This window comes from Paracidobacterium acidisoli (genome assembly GCF_003428625.2).
In the GTDB taxonomy this organism is placed as follows: Bacteria; Acidobacteriota; Terriglobia; order Terriglobales; family Acidobacteriaceae; genus Paracidobacterium; species Paracidobacterium acidisoli.
Genome location: NZ_QVQT02000001.1, coordinates 255,352 through 273,618 on the forward strand (window position 1 = coordinate 255,352; position 18,267 = coordinate 273,618).

At 63.7% G+C, this 18,267-nt stretch carries 14 protein-coding genes; 9 read left to right on the forward strand and 5 right to left on the reverse strand.

Translation table 11 applies throughout. The features are described from left to right. The first annotated feature begins 30 nt into the window (after positions 1 to 30). From ilvD to D0Y96_RS01110, 6 genes are all read left to right on the forward strand, one after another. Positions 31 to 1,719: a dihydroxy-acid dehydratase gene (gene ilvD, locus D0Y96_RS01085; protein ID WP_117297401.1), complete on the forward strand. Its 1,689-nt coding sequence runs from the start codon at positions 31 to 33 to the stop codon at positions 1,717 to 1,719. Positions 1,720 to 1,802: 83 nt separating this feature from the next. Beyond that, positions 1,803 to 3,554, forward strand: a complete 1,752-nt coding sequence (gene ilvB / locus D0Y96_RS01090) for a biosynthetic-type acetolactate synthase large subunit (protein ID WP_117297403.1) — start codon at positions 1,803 to 1,805, stop codon at positions 3,552 to 3,554. Between the two features lie 2 nt (positions 3,555 to 3,556). After that, on the forward strand, positions 3,557 to 4,156 hold the full coding sequence (gene ilvN / locus D0Y96_RS01095) for an acetolactate synthase small subunit (protein ID WP_117297405.1): 600 nt from the start codon (positions 3,557 to 3,559) through the stop codon (positions 4,154 to 4,156). A gap of 73 nt (positions 4,157 to 4,229) precedes the next feature. After that, positions 4,230 to 5,261 carry a ketol-acid reductoisomerase gene (gene ilvC, locus D0Y96_RS01100; RefSeq protein WP_117297407.1) on the forward strand — a complete coding sequence of 344 codons (1,032 nt, stop codon included), beginning with the start codon at positions 4,230 to 4,232 and terminating at the stop codon, positions 5,259 to 5,261. Positions 5,262 to 5,355: 94 nt separating this feature from the next. Further along, entirely contained in the window at positions 5,356 to 5,841 is a 486-nt protein-coding gene (locus D0Y96_RS01105) for a DUF4174 domain-containing protein (RefSeq protein WP_117297410.1), read from the forward strand. 67 nt (positions 5,842 to 5,908) lie between these two features. Then, positions 5,909 to 7,354: a sensor histidine kinase gene (locus D0Y96_RS01110; protein WP_117297412.1), complete on the forward strand. Its 1,446-nt coding sequence runs from the start codon at positions 5,909 to 5,911 to the stop codon at positions 7,352 to 7,354. Positions 7,355 to 7,482: 128 nt separating this feature from the next. Here the strand turns inward: D0Y96_RS01110 and D0Y96_RS01115 are convergent, their stop codons facing one another. The 5 genes from D0Y96_RS01115 to dprA form a co-directional block, all read right to left on the reverse strand. Next, positions 7,483 to 10,185 carry an ABC transporter permease gene (locus D0Y96_RS01115; RefSeq protein ID WP_158562118.1) on the reverse strand — a complete coding sequence of 901 codons (2,703 nt, stop codon included), beginning with the start codon at positions 10,183 to 10,185 and terminating at the stop codon, positions 7,483 to 7,485. Between the two features lie 71 nt (positions 10,186 to 10,256). Then, entirely contained in the window at positions 10,257 to 10,616 is a 360-nt protein-coding gene (locus tag D0Y96_RS01120; RefSeq protein ID WP_117297415.1) for a PadR family transcriptional regulator, read from the reverse strand. A 55-nt stretch (positions 10,617 to 10,671) separates the two neighbouring features. Continuing rightward, positions 10,672 to 10,956 (reverse strand): DUF427 domain-containing protein, encoded by a 285-nt coding sequence (locus D0Y96_RS01125; RefSeq protein ID WP_117297417.1) that lies wholly within the window; start codon positions 10,954 to 10,956, stop codon positions 10,672 to 10,674. Between the two features lie 119 nt (positions 10,957 to 11,075). Continuing rightward, on the reverse strand, positions 11,076 to 13,700 hold the full coding sequence (gene topA / locus D0Y96_RS01130; RefSeq protein WP_117297420.1) for a type I DNA topoisomerase: 2,625 nt from the start codon (positions 13,698 to 13,700) through the stop codon (positions 11,076 to 11,078). Between the two features lie 156 nt (positions 13,701 to 13,856). Then, a complete protein-coding gene (gene dprA / locus D0Y96_RS01135) occupies positions 13,857 to 14,789 on the reverse strand; it encodes a DNA-processing protein DprA (protein WP_350448937.1) in 933 nt (310 codons plus the stop codon). A gap of 497 nt (positions 14,790 to 15,286) precedes the next feature. Here dprA and D0Y96_RS01140 point away from each other — a divergent pair, with 497 nt between their 5' ends. The 3 genes from D0Y96_RS01140 to D0Y96_RS01150 are packed head-to-tail and all read left to right on the forward strand — an operon-like array spanning position 15,287 to position 18,147. Then, positions 15,287 to 16,156, forward strand: a complete 870-nt coding sequence (locus D0Y96_RS01140; protein WP_350448938.1) for a menaquinone biosynthetic enzyme MqnA/MqnD family protein — start codon at positions 15,287 to 15,289, stop codon at positions 16,154 to 16,156. Between the two features lie 50 nt (positions 16,157 to 16,206). Beyond that, the gene (locus D0Y96_RS01145; protein WP_158562119.1) at positions 16,207 to 16,887 is read left to right on the forward strand and encodes a VTT domain-containing protein; all 681 of its coding nucleotides are present in this window, start codon (positions 16,207 to 16,209) and stop codon (positions 16,885 to 16,887) included. Between the two features lie 42 nt (positions 16,888 to 16,929). Beyond that, on the forward strand, positions 16,930 to 18,147 hold the full coding sequence (locus tag D0Y96_RS01150; protein WP_117297426.1) for a threonine synthase: 1,218 nt from the start codon (positions 16,930 to 16,932) through the stop codon (positions 18,145 to 18,147). The last annotated feature ends 120 nt before the right edge of the window (positions 18,148 to 18,267 follow it).

The following is an 18,267-nucleotide window of genomic DNA, read 5'->3' on the forward strand; positions in this document are numbered from 1 at the left end:
CATCGACCGAGAACAGGAAAAGACGCAGGCATGAGTTCGAACGGAAGCAATAAAGCCAAGCTTTACTCCATCGCACTGACCGAAGGACCGAACCGCGCGCCGGCCCGCGCCATGCTCAAGGCCAGCGGCTACTCGCGCGAAGATCTCGCGAAGCCCATCATCGGCATCGCCAATACGTGGACCGAGATCGGCCCCTGCAACTTCCACCTGCGCCAGCTCGCCGAAGCCGTGAAGGAAGGCATCCGCGAAGCGGGCGGCACGCCGATGGAGTTCAACACCATCACCATCTCCGACGGCATCACCATGGGCACCGAAGGCATGAAGGCCTCGCTCATCAGCCGCGAAGTCATCGCCGACTCCGTGGAGCTGGTCACGCGCGGCAATCTCTTCGACGGCCTTGTGGCCATCGCCGGCTGCGACAAAAATATGCCCGGCACCGTCATGGCGCTCGCCCGTCTCGACATTCCCTCGCTCATGTTCTACGGCGGCTCCATCGCGCCGGGGCATCTGAACGGCAAAGACCTCACCGTGCAGGATGTCTTCGAAGCGGTCGGCGCGCACGCCGCGGGCAAGCTCGACGACGCCGGCCTCGAAGCCGTCGAAGTCAGCGCCTGTCCCAGCGTCGGAGCATGCGGCGGCCAGTTCACGGCAAACACCATGGCCATGGCCTGCGAGTTTCTCGGCATCTCTCCGATGGGTCTGTCGAGCGTTCCCGCCTTCCTGTCCGACAAGCTCGATGCCGCCCGCGAGGCCGGCCGTCTGGTGATGGAAGCGGCGAAGAACGATCTGCGCCCCAGCAAGCTCATCACGCCCGAGTCGCTCGAAAACGCCATCGTCAGCGTTGCCGCCTCCGGTGGTTCGACCAACGCCGTGCTGCACTTCCTCGCCATCGCGCATGAAGCGAACCTGCCGCTCACCATCGATGACTTCGACCGCATCAGCTCGAAGACGCCGCTGCTCTGCGATCTGAAGCCGGGCGGCCAGTTCGTCGCCGTCGATTACTTCAACGCCGGCGGCAGCCGTCTGCTCGCAAAGCGCCTGCTCGACGCTGGCCTGCTGCGCGGCGACTGCCTCAACGTCACCGGAAAGACGCTCGCCGAGGAAGCCTCCGCAGCCACGGAGACCGCGGGACAGAACGTGATCCATGCGCTCGACAACGCCATCAAGCCGACCGGCGGCCTGGTCATCCTCAAGGGCAACATCGCTCCCGAAGGCTGCGTCATCAAGGTGGCCGGGCACAAGCGCCTCGAGCATCGCGGACCGGCGCGCGTCTTCGAGTGCGAACAGGACGCCTTTGCCGCCGTCGAATCGGGCTCCATCAAACCGAACGACGTGATGGTCATCCGTTATGAAGGCCCGAAGGGCGGACCCGGCATGCGCGAGATGCTGGCCATCACCGCCGCCGTCGCCGGAATCCCCGAGCTCAGCGACACCGTCGCGCTGCTCACCGACGGACGCTTCTCCGGCGCAACGCGCGGACTTATGGCGGGCCACGTCGCTCCCGAAGCCGCCGTCGGTGGACCGATCGCCGCCGTGCGCGAAGGCGACATCATCCACTTCGATATTCCCAACCGCAAACTCAGCGTCGAGATCTCCGATGCCGAGCTTGCAGAGCGGTTGAAGACCTGGAAGAAACCCGAGCCGAAGTTCACCCGCGGCGTCTTCCACAAGTACGCAAACTCGGTCACCTCGGCATCAAAGGGCGCGGTGACGAATTAGTTATGAGTTGCCGGTTATTAGCCGTCAGTTTTTTTGAACTGGGGACCGGTAACTGACAACTGTCAACTTTCAGGGAGTGTGCGATGAGTGAAGCAAAGCATACAAGTACACGCCTCACCGGCTCGGAGATCGTCTGGGCGACCCTCGAAGGCGAGGGCGTGCGCGATGTCTTCGGCTATCCGGGCGGCGCGATTCTTCCCATCTACGATGCGCTGCGCAAGTTCCCCATCCGGCACATCCTCGTGCGGCACGAGCAGGGCGCGGCGCACATGGCCGACGGCTATGCACGCGCCTCCGGCAAAGTCGGCGTGGCGATGGCCACCTCCGGCCCGGGCGCAACCAATCTCGTCACCGGTATCGCCACCGCCATGATGGATTCGGTGCCTCTGGTCTGCATCACCGGCCAGGTGGGCAGCAAGGCGCTCGGCTCCGATGCCTTTCAGGAAGTCGACATCACCGGCATCACCCTGCCCGTGACCAAGCACAACTATCTCGTCACCCGCACCGAAGACATCGCGCTGGTTCTGCGCGAGGCCTTCCTCATCGCAAAGTCGGGCCGTCCCGGTCCGGTGCTGGTCGATATCACCAAGGACGCGCAGCAGCAGAGCGCAGCCTTTGACTTCGCCGCCGCTGCGCCCAGCCCCCATCGTCCGCATCCCATGCTCAGGGCGGAGTCGGCCTCCATTCAAAGCGCGGCCGAGCTCATCCGCTCCGCGAAGAAGCCCGTCATCCTCGCCGGACACGGCGTCATCGAATCGCACGCGACCGATCAGGTCCGCACCCTCGCCGAGCGCATGCAGATTCCCGTAAGCTGCACCCTGCTCGGTCTCGGCGGCTTCCCTGCCTCGCATCCGCTCTCCGTCGGCATGATGGGCATGCACGGCGAGGCGTGGGTCAATCACGCCATCCAGCAGGCCGACCTGCTCATCGCCTGCGGCATGCGCTTCGACGACCGCGTCACCGGCACCCTCGCCACCTACGCGCCCAACGCAAAGAAGATCCACATCGAGATCGATCCCGCCGAGATCAACAAGAATGTGAAGGCCGACGTCGCCCTCATCGGCGATCTGGCCCAGGTGCTCGAGCAGCTTCTGCCGCACCTCGCCCCGCGCTACGACGCCGGCGAGGAGTCGCCCTGGGTGCGCGAAGTGAATGCCATGAAGGGCGAATGCGCGGTGCGCGACATTCAGAACCTGCCCGATACCGGCCATCTTTACGCCGCGCATGTCATGCACGATCTCTGGCGCGAGACCGACGGCAAAGCCATCGTCGTTACCGACGTCGGCCAGCACCAGATGTGGGAGGCGCAGTACTACAAGCACGACACGCCACGCACGCTGGTCACTTCCGGGGGCCTCGGCACCATGGGCTTTGCCCTGCCCGCGGCCATCGGCGCGAAGATCGCCTGCCCGGAGAAGGAAGTCTGGGTCATCGCCGGCGACGGCGGCTTCCAGATGACTGCAGCCGAGCTCTCCACCATCCGCCAGGAGAACATCGACCTCAACATCGCCGTCATCAACAACGGCTTCCTCGGCATGGTGCGGCAGTGGCAGGAGTTCTTCTACGAGAAGAACTACGAATCCTCGCCCATCCTCAGCCCCGACTTCGTGAAGCTGGCCGCCGCGCACGACATCCCCGGCGCTGCCGTGCGCACCCGCGCCGAGGTGCTGCCCGCCGTGCGCCAGGCGCGCGAGCAGAAGGGACCGTACCTGATCAACTTCCTGGTCGAAAAAGAGGACTCGGTCTATCCCATGATCCCCGCCGGCAGCGCTCTGCATGAGATGATCCGCAGACCCGGCCATAACCCTCTGATCGAAACCGCACAGGACGTGTAAGCATGCTGCACACATTTGTCGCACTCGTGGAAGACAAGCCGGGCGTGCTCACGCGCGTCGCCTCGCTCTTCCGCCGTCTGAATATCAACATCGTCTCGCTCACCGTCGGCCGCACCGAGCGCACCGGGGTCTCGCGCATGACCATCGTCGCCGAATCCTCGCCGACCGCCGGCCATCGCATCATGGCCAGCCTCTACAAGCTCGAAAACGTGCTTGAGGTCGATGACGTGGGGCAGCGCTCCTGTGTCGCGCGCGAGCTGGCGCTCATCAAGGTCGCCGCAAACCCGAAGACCCGCTCGCATATCTTCGAGCTGGTCGAGGTCTTCCGCGCCCGCATCGTCGATCTCGCGCCCGAATCGCTGATGATCGAGATCACCGGCGTCGAAAGCAAAATCGAAGGCCTCATCCAGGTGCTCAACGAGAGCGGCGATCGTATTCTTGAAATCTCCCGCACCGGCCGCATGGTCATGCGCCGCGGCCAGCACACCAGCCGCGTGCTCGACGCCATGCGTCTGCCCGGCGTTGCCGAAGCGGGCGAAACCGACGCCCTCGCCACCGAGGACAGCAACATTCTCATGGCCGGGGAGACAGGCTTGCTCTGAAGGATTCGCGGACGAATCCTCTTTTTAACGACCGAATCACCAATCGCAACTTGAGAACATAGAGGAAATCAGAATGGCAAAGACATACCACGACCAGGACGCCGATCTGGCGCTGATTCAGCGAAAGAAAGTGGCCATCATCGGCTATGGCTCGCAGGGCCACGCACACGCCCTGAACCTGAAGGATTCCGGAGTGCAGGTGCGGATCGGGCTTCCCTCCACCAGCAAGTCGATCGAGAAGGCGAAGAAGGCCGGCCTCGAAGTCACCTCCATCGCCGACGCCGCCTCATGGGCCGACGTCATCATGATTCTCACCCCCGACGAGACCCAGGCCAAAGTCTACGCCGACGAGATCGAGCCGCACCTCACACCCGGCAAGGCCCTCGCCTTCGCGCACGGATTCAACATCCGCTACGGCACCATCAAGCCCCCCGCCGGCGTCGATGTCTTCCTCGCCGCGCCCAAGGCTCCCGGCCATCGCGTCCGTGAAGTCTTCACCGAAGGCGGCGGCACGCCCGGCCTCGTCGCCGTGCATCAGGACGCCTCCGGCAATGCCCTCGCCCTCGGCCTTTCTTACTCCAAAGGCATCGGCTGCACCCGCGCCGGCGTCATCGAAACCACCTTCACCGAAGAGACCGAGACCGACCTCTTCGGCGAGCAGGCCGTGCTCTGCGGCGGCACCGCGGCGCTGGTCAAGGCCGGATTCGAAACCCTGGTCGAGGCCGGATATCAGCCCGAGATCGCTTACTTCGAGTGTCTGCACGAGCTCAAGCTCATCGTCGACCTGATGTATCGCGGCGGCCTCGCCTACATGCGCTACTCCATCTCGAACACCGCCGAGTACGGCGACTACACCGCCGGCCCGCGCATCGTCACCGACGAGACCCGCGCCGCGATGAAGAAGCTCCTCACCGAGATCCAGGACGGAACCTTCGCGAAGAACTTCATCGAAGAGAACAAGTCGGGCAAAAAGAACTTCGACGCGATCCGCCGCGAGGAAGCGAAGCACCAGATCGAAGAGGTAGGCGCCACACTGCGTGCCGCCATGCCCTTCCTCGATCCGGTCACGGTAAAGGACAACACGCCGCAGCCCGTCGGCGCGTAACTCGCGTTTCACTCAGCACAGCGGCGGGGATGTCTCAAAGCATTCCTGCCGCCGCGCATCCCATCCACCTCGCAGATTTTTTACACTCACCCTTATGGCGCTGCGCCGACAACTTCTCGCCCTGACGCTTCTGTTTACCGGAACATCGCTGTGGGCGCAGGCTCGTCCCTCCTGCCAGGTCATCCCCAGGTCGCTCGACGCCATGCGCGGCTGCTACCGGCCGCTGCTCGTCTTCAGCCCCGGCGCCGGCGACCCGCTCCTGAAAGAGCAGACCGCCTCGCTCGATGCCGCCGCCGACGACATGATGGATCGCTTCGTCATGCTCACGCCCCTCGTGCCCGACCCCAAAGCCTATGCGACCCCGCTCGACACGCCCTATGCGCTCCTGCCCGCGCAGGAGATCGACAGCATCCGCGCGCGTTACCACATTCCGGTCGACAAATTCACTGTCCTGCTGCTCGGCGAGGACGGCAAAGAGAAGCTGCGCAGCGCCAAACCGCTTCCCGTCGATCAGCTCAACGCGCTGATCGACAGCATGCCCGAGCGAAAAGCCGAAATGCTGCGGCCGCACGCGAACTGATCCGCGCCGTTTTTCGTATCTCCCTCTTCACAGGGGCATCGGTTACCATCTAAAGGAGGCCCCGCTTATGAACTTTGCACCTCCCGCCTCCACCCAGCAGCTCGAACCCCCGCGAACCCCGGTCCCGGAGCTCGTCGAAGCGCTGAAAGGTGTCTCTGCGCTGCACGGTCTCTCCGATACCGACCTCGAGTGGCTTGCTGCGAATGCCACGGAGCTTTTTGTCGAAGCCGGCACCGTCATCTTTCATGAAGGCGATCCCGCGACGACCATGACCATCCTGCTCCGGGGAGAGGTACACGTGCGCCGCGAGCGCGGAGCCCCGGCGGCACTCTTCATCGGCCGCTCCGGCCAGATCACCGGCCTGCTTCCCTACTCGCGCATGAAGAGCTTCGGCGGCCAGGGTTACGCGGCGACCGACGTGTGGGCGCTGCAGTACCATCGCGACCTCTTTCCCGCCCTGCTGGCGGCCGTTCCGCCCATGACGCACATCTGCGTCTCGGTGCTTCTCGACCGCGTCCGCGAGATCACACGCCTCGAGCAGCAGGCGGAAAAGCTGAATGCGCTCGGCAAGCTGGCGGGCAATCTTGCCCATGAGCTGAACAATCCGGCCTCGGCCGCGCAGCGCTCCGCCTCCGGACTGTTAAGCGAGCTGCGCGTCTACGGCCATCAGAAGTTCCGCCTCGGCAGTCTTTGTCTGAAAGACGACGTCCTCAAAAAAGTGCAGAGCTGGCAGGCCGCGGTGCGCGAAGACGCGCAGAAAGCAGAGCCGGATACCGCCCGCCAGGCCGAGCGCGAAGACGCGCTGCTGCGCTGGATGAAGGCGCACGAGGTCGAGGGTGAATGGCAGATCGCTCCCGAGCTGGCCGAGATGGGAGTCACCACCGCGCAGCTCGACGCGCTCGCCGTCATCCTGCAGGGACCTCCGCTTGAAGTCGTCCTGACGCAGTTTGCCTCCTCCGTGCGTACCGAGCGCATGGCCGAGGCCATGCTCGACTCGACCGGCCGCATCTTCGATCTCATCCGCGCCATCAAAGACTACTCCTTCATGGACCAGGCGCCGATTCAGGAGATCGACATTCCGCAGTCGCTCGAAAACACGCTGGCCATGCTGCAGTCGCGTCTCGGCCAGGTCACCATCGAGCGCCGCTTTGCTCCGAACCTTCCCTTCATCTCCGCCTACGGCAGCGAGCTGAACCAGGTCTGGATGGCTCTGCTCGAAAACGCTCTCGACGCGATTCGCGACCACGGCACGATCATCCTCAGCGTGCAGGTCTCCGGCGATCTAATGATGATCGAGATATGGGACGACGGGCCGGGCATTCCGGATGACATTCAGGCGCGTATCTTCGAGCCTTTCTTCACCACCAAGCCGCAGGGCACGGCCCTCGGCCTCGGACTCGATGTCGTGCAGCGTGTGGTGCGGCGCCACCGCGGCTTTGTACACGTCGAATCCAGGCCAGGATCGACCTGCTTCCAGATCCGCCTTCCCCTGCAGCAGCTTCTCGCGTATTGAGAAACAGGGATCAGCCATTAGGGATCAGAGATTAGTTATCGCAGCGATTAGCTGTTAGAGATCAAGGATTAGAAAAGCTGCTGATCTGTCCGAAACTAATGGCTAATCCCTGATCCCTAATCCCTGCTTCACTCCGCCCGCAGCGCCTCCACCGGGTCCACACTCGCCGCGCGCCGTGCCGGCAGCCACGCCGCCGCCAGGCCGCTCACAGCCAGCAGCAGACTCGCCACAGCCAGCGTGCGAAAGTCATGCGCGGTCACGCCGTAAAGCCAGCTGCGAATCAGCCTGCCTGACACCAGAGTGAAGACCGTGCCAACCGCCACGCCGGTAAGAATCATCGCGCCTGCCTCGCGCAGCATCAGCAGCAGCACGCTGCTGCGCGGCGCGCCCAGGGCCAGCCGCACGCCCATCTCGCGCGTGCGCTGGCTCACAAGGTAGGCCAGCAGGCCGTAGAGCCCGGCGATGCACAGCAGCAGCGCCGAGCCGCCAAAGACCTCCAGCAGATGCGCCGCCAGCCGCTGGCTCCCGTAAGAGTCGTCGACGATCCGGTCCATCGTGGTGATCGGAACATGCGCGAACTCCGGGCTGGCTTTGCGAAGAATCTCGCGAAACTGCGGAATCATCTGCTCCGGGGGCAGGCTGGTGCGAAGCGCAATATCCATCGCATTGCCCTCCAGCACGCTGTAAAAGCTGACGCCCGGCGCAAGCTGCCGGATACTCGCTTCGATCTCCGGCTGCGAGGGCTTCATGATCGAGCTCTGCCTCTCATCGTCGAGCACGCCGATCACCTGCGCCGGCGTCTTGCCGAAGTGCCACAGATTCGTCCCCACAATCGACGCCGGATCTTTCGGATCGGGCGCATTCCGCTCCGCGAAGGCGCGGTTGACCACGAAAACCGGCTGCGAGCTCGGCGTATCCCGCTCGTCGAAGAACCGCCCCGCCAGCAGCCGGAAGCCGAGAACCTTCTGTATCGACGGGCTGACGGATTTGAACACCGCGGTGATATTGTGCGCGCTGTCCATCCCGTGCCCCTCTCCGTTCAGCGTGAGCATCACGTTGAACGTGTTGCCCAGCGGCACCTCCGTCATCAGCCCCGCCGCCTGCACGCCCGGCATCTGCTGCACCTGGTCGAGCAGCGGCTGATACAGCGAGGTGGTCATGTTCATGCCCGTAAAGCGCCACGAGGGAATACTGAGATCGGCCACGAGAATATGATCGGTGCGAAAGCCGAGCGGCACATGGCGCAGCGTGTAGAGTGTGCGCAGCAGCAGTCCGCAGCCGGCCAGCAGCGTCAGCGACATCGCGATCTCGGCCACCACCAGCAGCCCGCGCAGCCGGCTCATGCCGCGTCCCGCGCCGCTCTGCCTCCCTCCCTGCTTCAGCGCCGGCTCAATCGGCGCGCGCGCCGCCAGCAGCGCCGGCCATACCGAAGAGATCACCGCCGACAGCAGCGTAAGCGCGCACAGCACCGACAGAATCGTCAGGTTCACGTGCGCCGACATATCGACCTTCAGATGAGTCGGAATCGCGCCGCGCGAAAGCCGGATCACCGCCATTCCGATCGCCGTTCCCAGCACCGCCGCCACGCCGCTCAGCATCAGCCCCTCCACCGCAAGCTGCTGCACAATGCGTCCCCGGCTCGCTCCCAGCGCGCCCCGCATCGCGATCTCTCTGCGCCGCGTCGTGGCGCGGGCCAGCAGCAGATGCGTAACGTTGATGCAGGCAATCAGCCACAGCACGCCCGTCGCCGCAGAGAGCACCAGCAAAGCCCGCTTCAGGTCCGCATCCACCACCGTGTCCGCATAATTCCGCAGCCGGACCACCGCACGGTCCTCGCGGCTCTGCGCATCGGCATATCCCTGCACGACCTGCTTCTGCAGCGTATTCAGCTCCGCCGCCGCGGCCGATTCCGCAATCCCCTGCCGCAGCCGCGCGATCACTTCATAATTCGGCGTATCGGAGTTGCGCAGCATATCCTTCGGCCCCGGCTGACCCAGTACCCATATCTGAGGAGCCTCCGCCGCCGCGTCAAAGGGAAAGCTGAACCCCTGCGGCATCACGCCCACCACCGTATACGTGTCGGTGTTGACCTTCACCGCTCTGCCCGCAATCTCCGTATCGCCATGAAAGACCGTCTGCCACGCCCCGTAGCTCAGCACCATCACATTCGGATTGCCATTCGTGGCAAGCCCGCTCGCATCCTCATCGAAGCCGCGCCCCAGCTGCGGATGCACGCCCAGCACATCGAAGAGATTCGCGCTCACCAGCTCGCCCGAAACGCGCACCGAGGCGTCGCCGTTCTGCAGAAAATCCCGCGGACTCAGCCGGTTATAAAACGCCGCCTTCTCAACAGCATGGCTCTGCTCCGCCCATGCCCGCACGTCCGGATACGTCACGCCGAATCCGGGCCTGCCCGTCTGGCTGGCTTCACTCAGTGTCACCAGCCGGTCGGCCTGCGCATACGGCAGCGGACGCAGCATCACATGGTCCACAACGGTGAACATCGCCGTCGCCGCGCCAATGCCAAGTGCCAGCGTGCCGATCACCGTCACAGCAAACCCCGGCGAGCGCCGCATCTGGCGCAGCGCATACCGCGCGTCCTGCAGCAGCCGCTCCGGACCCATCCATCCCCGGCTCTCACGCGCTACGTCTTTCACCAGAGCCGCATTGCCGAACTCCCGCTCCGCCTCGTGCCGCGCCGTCGCAGCATCGGCCCCGCTCGTCTCGCGCTCCGCCGCCGCCATCGCCAGATGCGCCGCAATCTCGTCGTCGAGATCGCGCCTGCGCGCCTCTGCGCCGTACCGGCCGAACCATCGTTGCCACAGGCTCATCGCTCCCTCGCTTTCCGGCCCTCCCTGTGCTGACTGATCCGCAGGGAGGAAACCGCGCCCCATCCCCTTTGTCAGCTCTCCGGTACCGGCTGCAGAATGCCGGTGATAGCCGCCACCATCGTCTCCCACCGGGAGCGGTCGCGTGCCAGCTGCTGCCTGCCTGTTTCTGTGATCTGGTAAAACTTCGCCCGCTGCTTCTGCTCCGTCTGCCCCCACTCGGAGCTGATCCAGCCCTGCCGCTCGATGCGCTGCAGCGCCGGATACAGAGAGCCGGTCTCCACCTGCAGAACTTCGCCGGACTGGGAGCGGATGGCCTGGCTGATGCCATAGCCGTGCTGCGGACCCCATTGCAGGGTCTGAAGAATAAGCATGTCGAGCGTGCCCTGAAGCAGCTCGATACGATTGCGATAGGGTTCCGGGGCTGGCGCCATGATGTAGACACTCTACACCCGTGGAGGGGTAGAATGTCTACAGCCAAAGGAAAAGCTACTTCTCTACTTCAACGCCGCGCCAGAAAGCGATGTGGTTCTTGATGTTACGCGCGGCCGGCTTGGGGTCGGGATAATACCAGGCCGCATCCTGATTCTCCTGCCCGTCGATCAGCAGGGAGTAATAACGCGCCTGACCCTTCCAGGGACAGGTCGAGGTCGTGGAGCTGGGACGAAAATATTCGCGCTTCACCGAGCTCTCCGGAAAGTAGATATTGCCCTCGACCGTCTCGTAAGTTTCACTTTCTGCAACTACTTTTCCGTTCCAGATTGCCTTCGCCATGAATCTGCCGATCCTCTCACGTAAATTCCGACTCTTCACATTAGCAGATGCCGCTCGAGGTGAAAACGACACAACCTGCGGCGGCCGGATCAGCCGGACGCGACAGCGGGGTGCAGCGGTCAGGCGACCGGCTGCGCCCGCTCTCTCTTCTCGCGTTCGATCACCGGGCCGTGCGTGGCGGCAGTGGGGGGCTCTGCCGGCGGCGGAGCGTCGCCGATCCGCTTCGTGAAGCTGCAGGCGGCCTCGCCATTCGGCTCGGCCTTGCCCTTTTTCTTCTTCGGAGCCTCGTCCTCGGCCGCCGATTTCTTATTGTTCGGGCAGACCAGGTACACGCCCGACTTCAGCGTCTTCTCCATCAGGTATGGACTGCCGCACTCCGGGCACTTCTGGTCGACCGGCTTGTAGTTCGCCGTAAAGTCGCACTTCGGGTACTCGGAGCAGCCATAAAACAGGTTGCCGCGCCGCGCCTTTTTCTCGACAATCTCGCCCACTTCGCACTTCGGGCACTTCATGCCGATCGTGTTCTGCTTGATGTACTTGCACTTCGGGTATGCCGAACAGGAGACGAACTCGCCATACTGGCCGTTGCGCAGCACCAGCTGGCTGCCGCACTTCGGGCAGTTCTCATCGAGCGGCTGCGGAGGCTTCTGCTGCTGCTTCTGGTTCAGCCGTCGCACGGTTTTGCAGGGCGGGTCCTCGTTATAGCCCGGGCAGGCCATAAACGGACCCCACGGCCCGTTGCGCAGCACCATCGCGCGGCCGCAGTTCTCGCAGTACTCCTCTTCCTGCTCGTTCTCGGCAGCATCGGAGAGGATCAGGTTCGGCTTCGCCTCGAAGTTCTCGCGCGTATACGAGCAGCTTCCCTTCTTCTTCTTGTCATACGAGCTGCAGGCGTAGAACGAGCCGAACTTGCCCCACTTCAGCACCAGCGGCGAGCCGCACTCCGGACACTTCTCGTCCGTTGCCTTCTCCATCCGCTTGATGTCTTCCATCTTCTTCCCGGCGACCTTCAGCTCCTTCTCGAAGTGGCCGTAGAAGCCGCCAAGCAGATCGGTCCATTTCTCCTTGCCGTCCTCGATATCGTCCAGCTCCTCTTCGAGGCGCGCCGTGTACTTCGTATCGAAGATGTAGGGGAAGTTCTTCACCAGCAGGCCGGTGACGACCGTGCCGATCTCGGTCGGCACAAAACGCCCTGTCCGTCCGCCGATCTTCTGCACGTACTCGCGATCCTGAATGGTGTTGATGATCGACGCGTACGTTGAGGGACGCCCGATGCCCTGCTCTTCCAGCTCCTTCACCAGCGACGCTTCGTTGTAGCGCGGAGGCGGCTCGGTATAGTGCTGCTCCGGCTTCAGCTCATTGAGCGTAAGCCGGTCGCCCGGTTCGAGGGCGGGCAGACGATTGGCAAGCGATTCGTCATCCTCGTCCTTCTTGTCCTTCGACTCTTCATAGACCTTCAGAAAGCCGTCGAACTTCAGCACCGAGCCGGTGACGCGAAAATCGTAGCCGCGATCGGCTTTGGCCAGGATATCGACCGTCGTCTGGTCGTAGACGGCCGCCAGCATCTGCGAAGCGATAAACCGCTGCCAGATCAGCTTGTAGAGCCGGTACTGCTCGTCGGAAAGATATTTGCGGATCTGGTCCGGATGCAGCGACGGATCAGACGGGCGAATCGCTTCGTGCGCGTCCTGCGCATCCTTCTTCGACTTGAAGATGTTCGGCGAATCGGGCAGATAGTGTTTGCCCAGCTTCGACTGAATATAGGTGCGGGCGCCCTGAATCGCATCCGGCGAAACACGGGTCGAGTCGGTACGCATGTAGGTAATCAGACCCACCGTGCCTTCGCTGCCCAGGTCGATGCCTTCATACAGCCGCTGCGCCACGCCCATCGTGCGCTTCACGTTGAAGCCTAATTGTCTGGACGCATCCTGCTGCAGCTTGCTCGTGGTGAACGGCGCGGCGGGGTTGCGCTTCCGCTCGCGGCGGTCGACGCTGCGCACCGACCACGCGGCTTTTTTGAGCTGCGCCAGAACCGTATCGGTAATCTGCTGGTTCGGCAGTGACGGCGTATCGACCGTATCGACTTTGGCTCGTTCCCCGCCGATGCCGGTAAAGCGCGCGGTAAAGCGGTCGCCTTTTCTGTTCAGATCCGCATCGAGCGTCCAGTACTCGACGGAATTGAAGTCCTTGATCTCCTGCTCGCGCTCGACAATCAGGCGCAGTGCCACCGTCTGCACGCGTCCGGCCGAAAGCCCGCGGCGGACTTTGTCCCATAACAGCGGCGAGATCTGGTAACCCACGATGCGGTCGAGCACGCGGCGCGTCTGCTGCGCATCCACCAGATGCTGATCGACGCTGCGCGCATGCTGAAAGGCGGCTTTCACCGCCTTCGAGGTGATCTCGTTGAAGGTGACCCGATGGATGGCATTCTTTTTTACGACCGGGCGCAGCTCATCGGCCAGATGCGCGGCAATGGCCTCGCCTTCACGGTCCGGGTCAGGCGCCAGGTACACACTGTCTGCCTTCGCCGCCAGCTTCTTCAGCCGGTCCACTACCTTTTCCTTGCCGGGAATGACGATCAGCTCGGGCTCAAAGGTCCCGTCTGTAAGATCCACGCCGATTTTGTTCTTTGGCAGGTCCTTCACGTGGCCCACGGAGGCCTCGACCTGAAAATCCTTGCCCAGATATTTACCGATCGTCTTAGCCTTGGCAGGCGATTCGACGATAACGAGGGATTTGCTCATTCTTTTCCTTTACTACCCGCGTCCTGTGTGGCCATGCTGCTGCCCGGCCGGACGCCACGCCAATTCTTCTGGAAAGTACCATGAGGCGCCGGATGGAATCTACCGGAGCCGGCCAAAACCTCATCCTGCCCATACAGCCGGAGATACCACGCCACCTCAGAAACACCTGACGTAGTTCTTGCCGGGAAGTTGCCGTATGCGTCCGGAAAGTTCCAGTTCAAAAAGCGCGGTGAAGACTTCAGAAGAGCTTAGCTCCGGTTCGAGCTTCTCCATAATTTCATCCAGCTGTAACGCCTCATCCTGACGGAGCACGCCAAGCACCCGCGCCTCAGAAGGCGGCAGGGGTGCTTCCTCGAATAACGATGCAGCAGGAGGCGCTTCGGATGCAAGCCCCTCCCGCTCCTCGACCTCCAGCCGGATCTGCGTAGGCAGGTCTTCCCAGATGTCCTCCCACGTCGCCGTGAGCTTGGCGCCCTGCTTTATCAACGTGTTAGGCCCCCAGGCATTTTTGGTGGTCACGTTGCCCGGCACCGCATAAACATCTCGATTCTGTTCGAGCGCGCAACGCGCCGTCACCCGCGTCCCGCTGAACTCGCCCGCCTCCACCACCAGCACGCCCACGCTCATCCCGCTCAGAATGCGGTTGCGTTTGGGAAAGTTCTGCGGCGCCGGAAAGGTCCCCAGCGGCAGCTCCGAGACAATCGCTCCTCCTCCGGCGATCATCTGCTCCGCCAGCGCTTTGTTTTCTTTGGGATAGATCACGTCAATCCCCGTCCCCCACACCGCCGTCGTGGGACGCTTCGCCGCAATCGCCCCCTTGTGCGCCGCCGTGTCCACTCCGCGCGCCATCCCGCTCAGAATCATCAGCCCGCGCTGCGCCAGCTCCCGCGACAGCATCTCCGCCATGCCCGCCCCGTACAGCGTCGGCTTCCGCGTGCCGACCACGGCAATCGACGGACGCGCCAGCAGAGTCACATCGCCCCGCACCCACAGCAGCGCCGGGGGATCGAAGATCTGGCGCAGCCGCTCCGGATACGCCTTGTCGCGAAGGGTCAGAAAGACCGCTCCGGTCTTCGCCAGAGCTTCCACTTCTTTCCCGGCGGCGCGCGCCGAGTCTCCGCGAGCGATGGATTGCGCCGCCTCCGCGGGAAAGTGAAGCGCCTCCAGCTCCGTCAGCGGCAGGTGCAGAATGCCCTCCGCGGCGCCGCACTGCCCGACCGCCCGCAGAATGCGCCGCGGCCCCAGCCCCGGAGTGAGAGCGAGCGCAAGCCACGCAAGGCGCTCTTCGGTCGTGGAAACAGAGGCAGGATCAGAAGAGGAAGCGGAAGGCGAAATCAGACGGGGATTCCTCAGACGGCGGAAACTCCAGTCGCCGTGCAGCCTTTCTTTTCAGGGTGTATTGGGCCGGAGACTATCCGCCGCCATCCGGCAAGTCAAGCAAATCACCGCTTCATCGCATTACGGAAGCTATGCCGCGTCCGGCAGCGGGTCACTTTGAATGATTTGTCTTTTCACATCCCGAGCTGACCCACGTCCCCGCGCCTGCCTGCGGAGCAGAAAAGTCCCTGTCCCCTGTAAACTGGTGAGTGAGCCTTGTTCAGACGCACTTACGTATCGCTGCCATCCACTTCCTCAATCCCGCTCCTTTAATGTGGAGCTTCGAGCACGAGCCCGGCAAAACCTTCCTCAGCAACCGCTACACCATCGAATCCTCCACTCCAGCCGAGTGCGCCGCGCGCCTCGCCGACGGAACCGCCGACATCGGCCTCGTGCCGATCGCCGCCTACGCCTCCAACCCCTCGCTCTCCGTCATTCCCGGCTGCGCCATCGCCTCACTCGACTGCGTGCGCTCCATCATTCTCGTCGTGCGCCATCCCGGCGGTCTCAGCGGCGTCGAGCGCGTCGCGCTCGATACCTCCTCCCGCACCTCGGCCACCTACACCCGCATCCTGTTTCACCGCTTCTGGAAGCGCCGGCCCGAATTCCTTCCTCACCCACCCGATCTCGAAGCCATGCTCCGCACCGCCGATGCCGCGCTGCTGATCGGCGATCCCGCCCTGCTCGCTCTCGAAGACCGCGAACGCCGCGAGCGCGAGACCGGCGAGCAGCTGCTGTATCTCGATCTCGCCCACGAGTGGCGCATGCTCACCGGAACCCCCTGGGTCTCCGCCTTCTGGGCCATCCGCCCCGAATCGCTCGCCGACACCGGTATCGCCGCTCCGTTCGTCATTCAGGACTTTCAGCGCTCGCGCGACGCCGGCATGGCGCACATCGACGATCTGGTCGAGGAATGGACGGGCCGCATCGTCGTTCCGCCCGAGACCATCCGCACCTATCTCACCCAAAACATCTGGTACCTGCTCGACGATGCCTGCCTCAGCGGAATGGATCTCTTCTACCGCTACGGCGTCGAGTGCGGAGCGCTTCCCGCCGTGCCGCGGCTGAAATTTCTGTAAAACCTCGCCGGTCACGCAGCCCTTTCCCGCTATTCTGCGTCCAGGTCTTCGTGAGCCTCGTTCTCGAATTCGCAGCCAGACGCAGAAGTTTTATTCCCGGCTGGCTGCTGCATCTGGGCTTCAGCGGCGTTTTCCTCGTCGCTGTCATCGACTCCTGTCCCATCCCGACCCCCATTCCCGGCAGCACCGACATTCTGGTGCTGCTGCTCTCCGCACACCATGCGCTTCCCTGGCTGACTGCGCTGGCCGCCGTCGCCGGCAGCCTCTGCGGCGGATGGTTCACCTGGAGCGCGGGGAAGAAGGGCGGCCAGGCCATGCTCGACCGCTTCGCCTCCAAACGCTTTCGCCGCCGCATCGAGCGCTGGGTGAAGGAGCACGCGCTGCTCTCGGTTGCATGCGCTGCGCTGCTGCCGCCGCCCGTGCCGCTGCTTCCCTTTCTGCTCGCCGCCGGCGCGCTGGGCGTCTCGCGCAGACAGATGTTCCTCGCTTTAGGCATGGCCCGCAGCCTTCGCTACGGCCTCGAAGCCCTGCTCGGCTATCTTTACGGACGCCGCATCCTTCACTGGTGGAACCACTCGCTCTCCGGCTGGTCAACAGCCATCCTCTGGACCTTTCTCGGCCTGGTCGTCGCCGGAATCCTCTTCGGCATCTGGAGATACCGGCTCGAACAGCGCCGCGAGAAGGACACAAAGCCTATCGCAAAATCATCTCCCACGCCTGCAGCGCGCTGAGCCGGTCTCTGCGCGCTGCCTGTCTTGCTTTAATCTGTTGTTATGCCTGCGATCTCCTTTCTTGAATGCTCGCGCTGCGCGAAACACGTCTCCGCCGACACACCGCAGACCGTCTGCCCCGCCTGTGCCGGAGCGCTCTACGTTCGCTACGACAGCGATTCGCTGAAGCAAACCGCCGTCCGCCCCGACGGAAACGCCACGCAGTCCATGTGGCGCTATGCCTCTGTGCTGCCCGAAGTCGAGCCGGTCACGCTCGGCGAAGGCTGGACGCCGATGCTGCACAGCCGCCGCCACGAGAACCTCTGGATCAAGGAAGAGGCCGCAAATCCCACCGGCACCTTCAAGGCTCGCGGACTCGCCATGGCCGTCACGATGGCGAAGCATTACGGCCTCGAAAAGCTCGCCGCGCCCTCCGCCGGAAACGCCGCCGGAGCCCTCGCCGCCTACGCCGCCGCCGCGGGCATTGAGGCGCATATCTTCATGCCCCGCGATGTGCCTATGGCCAATTACCTCGAAGGCGTGGCCTACGGCGCGCACGTCACCCTCGTCGACGGCCTCATCTCCGACTGCGCGCGCATGGTCGCCGAGCGAAAGGACAAAGAGGGCTGGTTCGATATCTCCACGCTCAAGGAGCCCTTCCGCGTCGAAGGCAAAAAGACCATGGGCTATGAGCTGGTCGAGCAGCTCGGCTGGACCTACCCCGATGCCGTCTTCTACCCCACCGGCGGCGGCGTCGGCCTCATCGGCATGTGGAAGGCCTTCGAGGAGATGGAGCAGCTCGGCTGGGTCGCTCCCGGCCGCCGTCCGAAGATGATCGCCGTGCAGGCCTCCGGCTGCGCTCCCGTGGCCCGCGCTTACCGCGAAGGCGCCTCCGTCTCGAAGATGTTTGAGAACGCGGCCACCTTTGCCGCCGGCCTGCGCGTGCCCAAGCCGTACGGCGACTCCATCATCCTCGACATTGTGCGCAAATCGGAAGGCACCGTCATCGATATTCCTGACGATCGCATTCTGGAGTCGCTGCTCGACTGGTCGCGGAACGAGGGCCTGCTGCTCTGCCCCGAAGGCGCAACGGCCACCGCGGCATACGATCAGCTCATCGCCGACGGATTCCTCACGCCCAAAGACCGCGTCGTGATCTTCAACACCGGCGCCGGCCTGAAGTACGTCGACACCCTCGCCGAAGCCATGCACCTGACCCGCACGCCGGAGAAGGAATACCCCGAGCGCGTTCCGGTCGGCGGCATCATCACGCCCCAGTGACAGGTTGTCAGTGGTCAGTTCTCAGTGGTCAGCAGACTGTTTTCCTTCCGGAGAACGGGGCCACTGGGAACCGGCTACTGAGACTGGGGACTGCCCACTGAGGACTGACAACTGGCCACT

Bases quoted from the DNA above. Each gene is read 5' to 3' on its own strand.
- D0Y96_RS01105 (WP_117297410.1), top strand. From the start codon at position 5,356: ATGGCGCTGCGCCGACAACTTCTCGCCCTGACGCTTCTGTTTACCGGA.
- ilvD (WP_117297401.1), top strand. From the start codon at position 31: ATGAGTTCGAACGGAAGCAATAAAGCCAAGCTTTACTCCATCGCACTG.
- D0Y96_RS01125 (WP_117297417.1), bottom strand. From the start codon at position 10,956: ATGGCGAAGGCAATCTGGAACGGAAAAGTAGTTGCAGAAAGTGAAACT.
- ilvN (WP_117297405.1), top strand. From the start codon at position 3,557: ATGCTGCACACATTTGTCGCACTCGTGGAAGACAAGCCGGGCGTGCTC.
- D0Y96_RS01110 (WP_117297412.1), top strand. From the start codon at position 5,909: ATGAACTTTGCACCTCCCGCCTCCACCCAGCAGCTCGAACCCCCGCGA.
- D0Y96_RS01150 (WP_117297426.1), top strand. From the start codon at position 16,930: ATGCCTGCGATCTCCTTTCTTGAATGCTCGCGCTGCGCGAAACACGTC.
- topA (WP_117297420.1), bottom strand. From the start codon at position 13,700: ATGAGCAAATCCCTCGTTATCGTCGAATCGCCTGCCAAGGCTAAGACG.
- D0Y96_RS01120 (WP_117297415.1), bottom strand. From the start codon at position 10,616: ATGGCGCCAGCCCCGGAACCCTATCGCAATCGTATCGAGCTGCTTCAG.
- ilvB (WP_117297403.1), top strand. From the start codon at position 1,803: ATGAGTGAAGCAAAGCATACAAGTACACGCCTCACCGGCTCGGAGATC.
- D0Y96_RS01115 (WP_158562118.1), bottom strand. From the start codon at position 10,185: ATGAGCCTGTGGCAACGATGGTTCGGCCGGTACGGCGCAGAGGCGCGC.
- ilvC (WP_117297407.1), top strand. From the start codon at position 4,230: ATGGCAAAGACATACCACGACCAGGACGCCGATCTGGCGCTGATTCAG.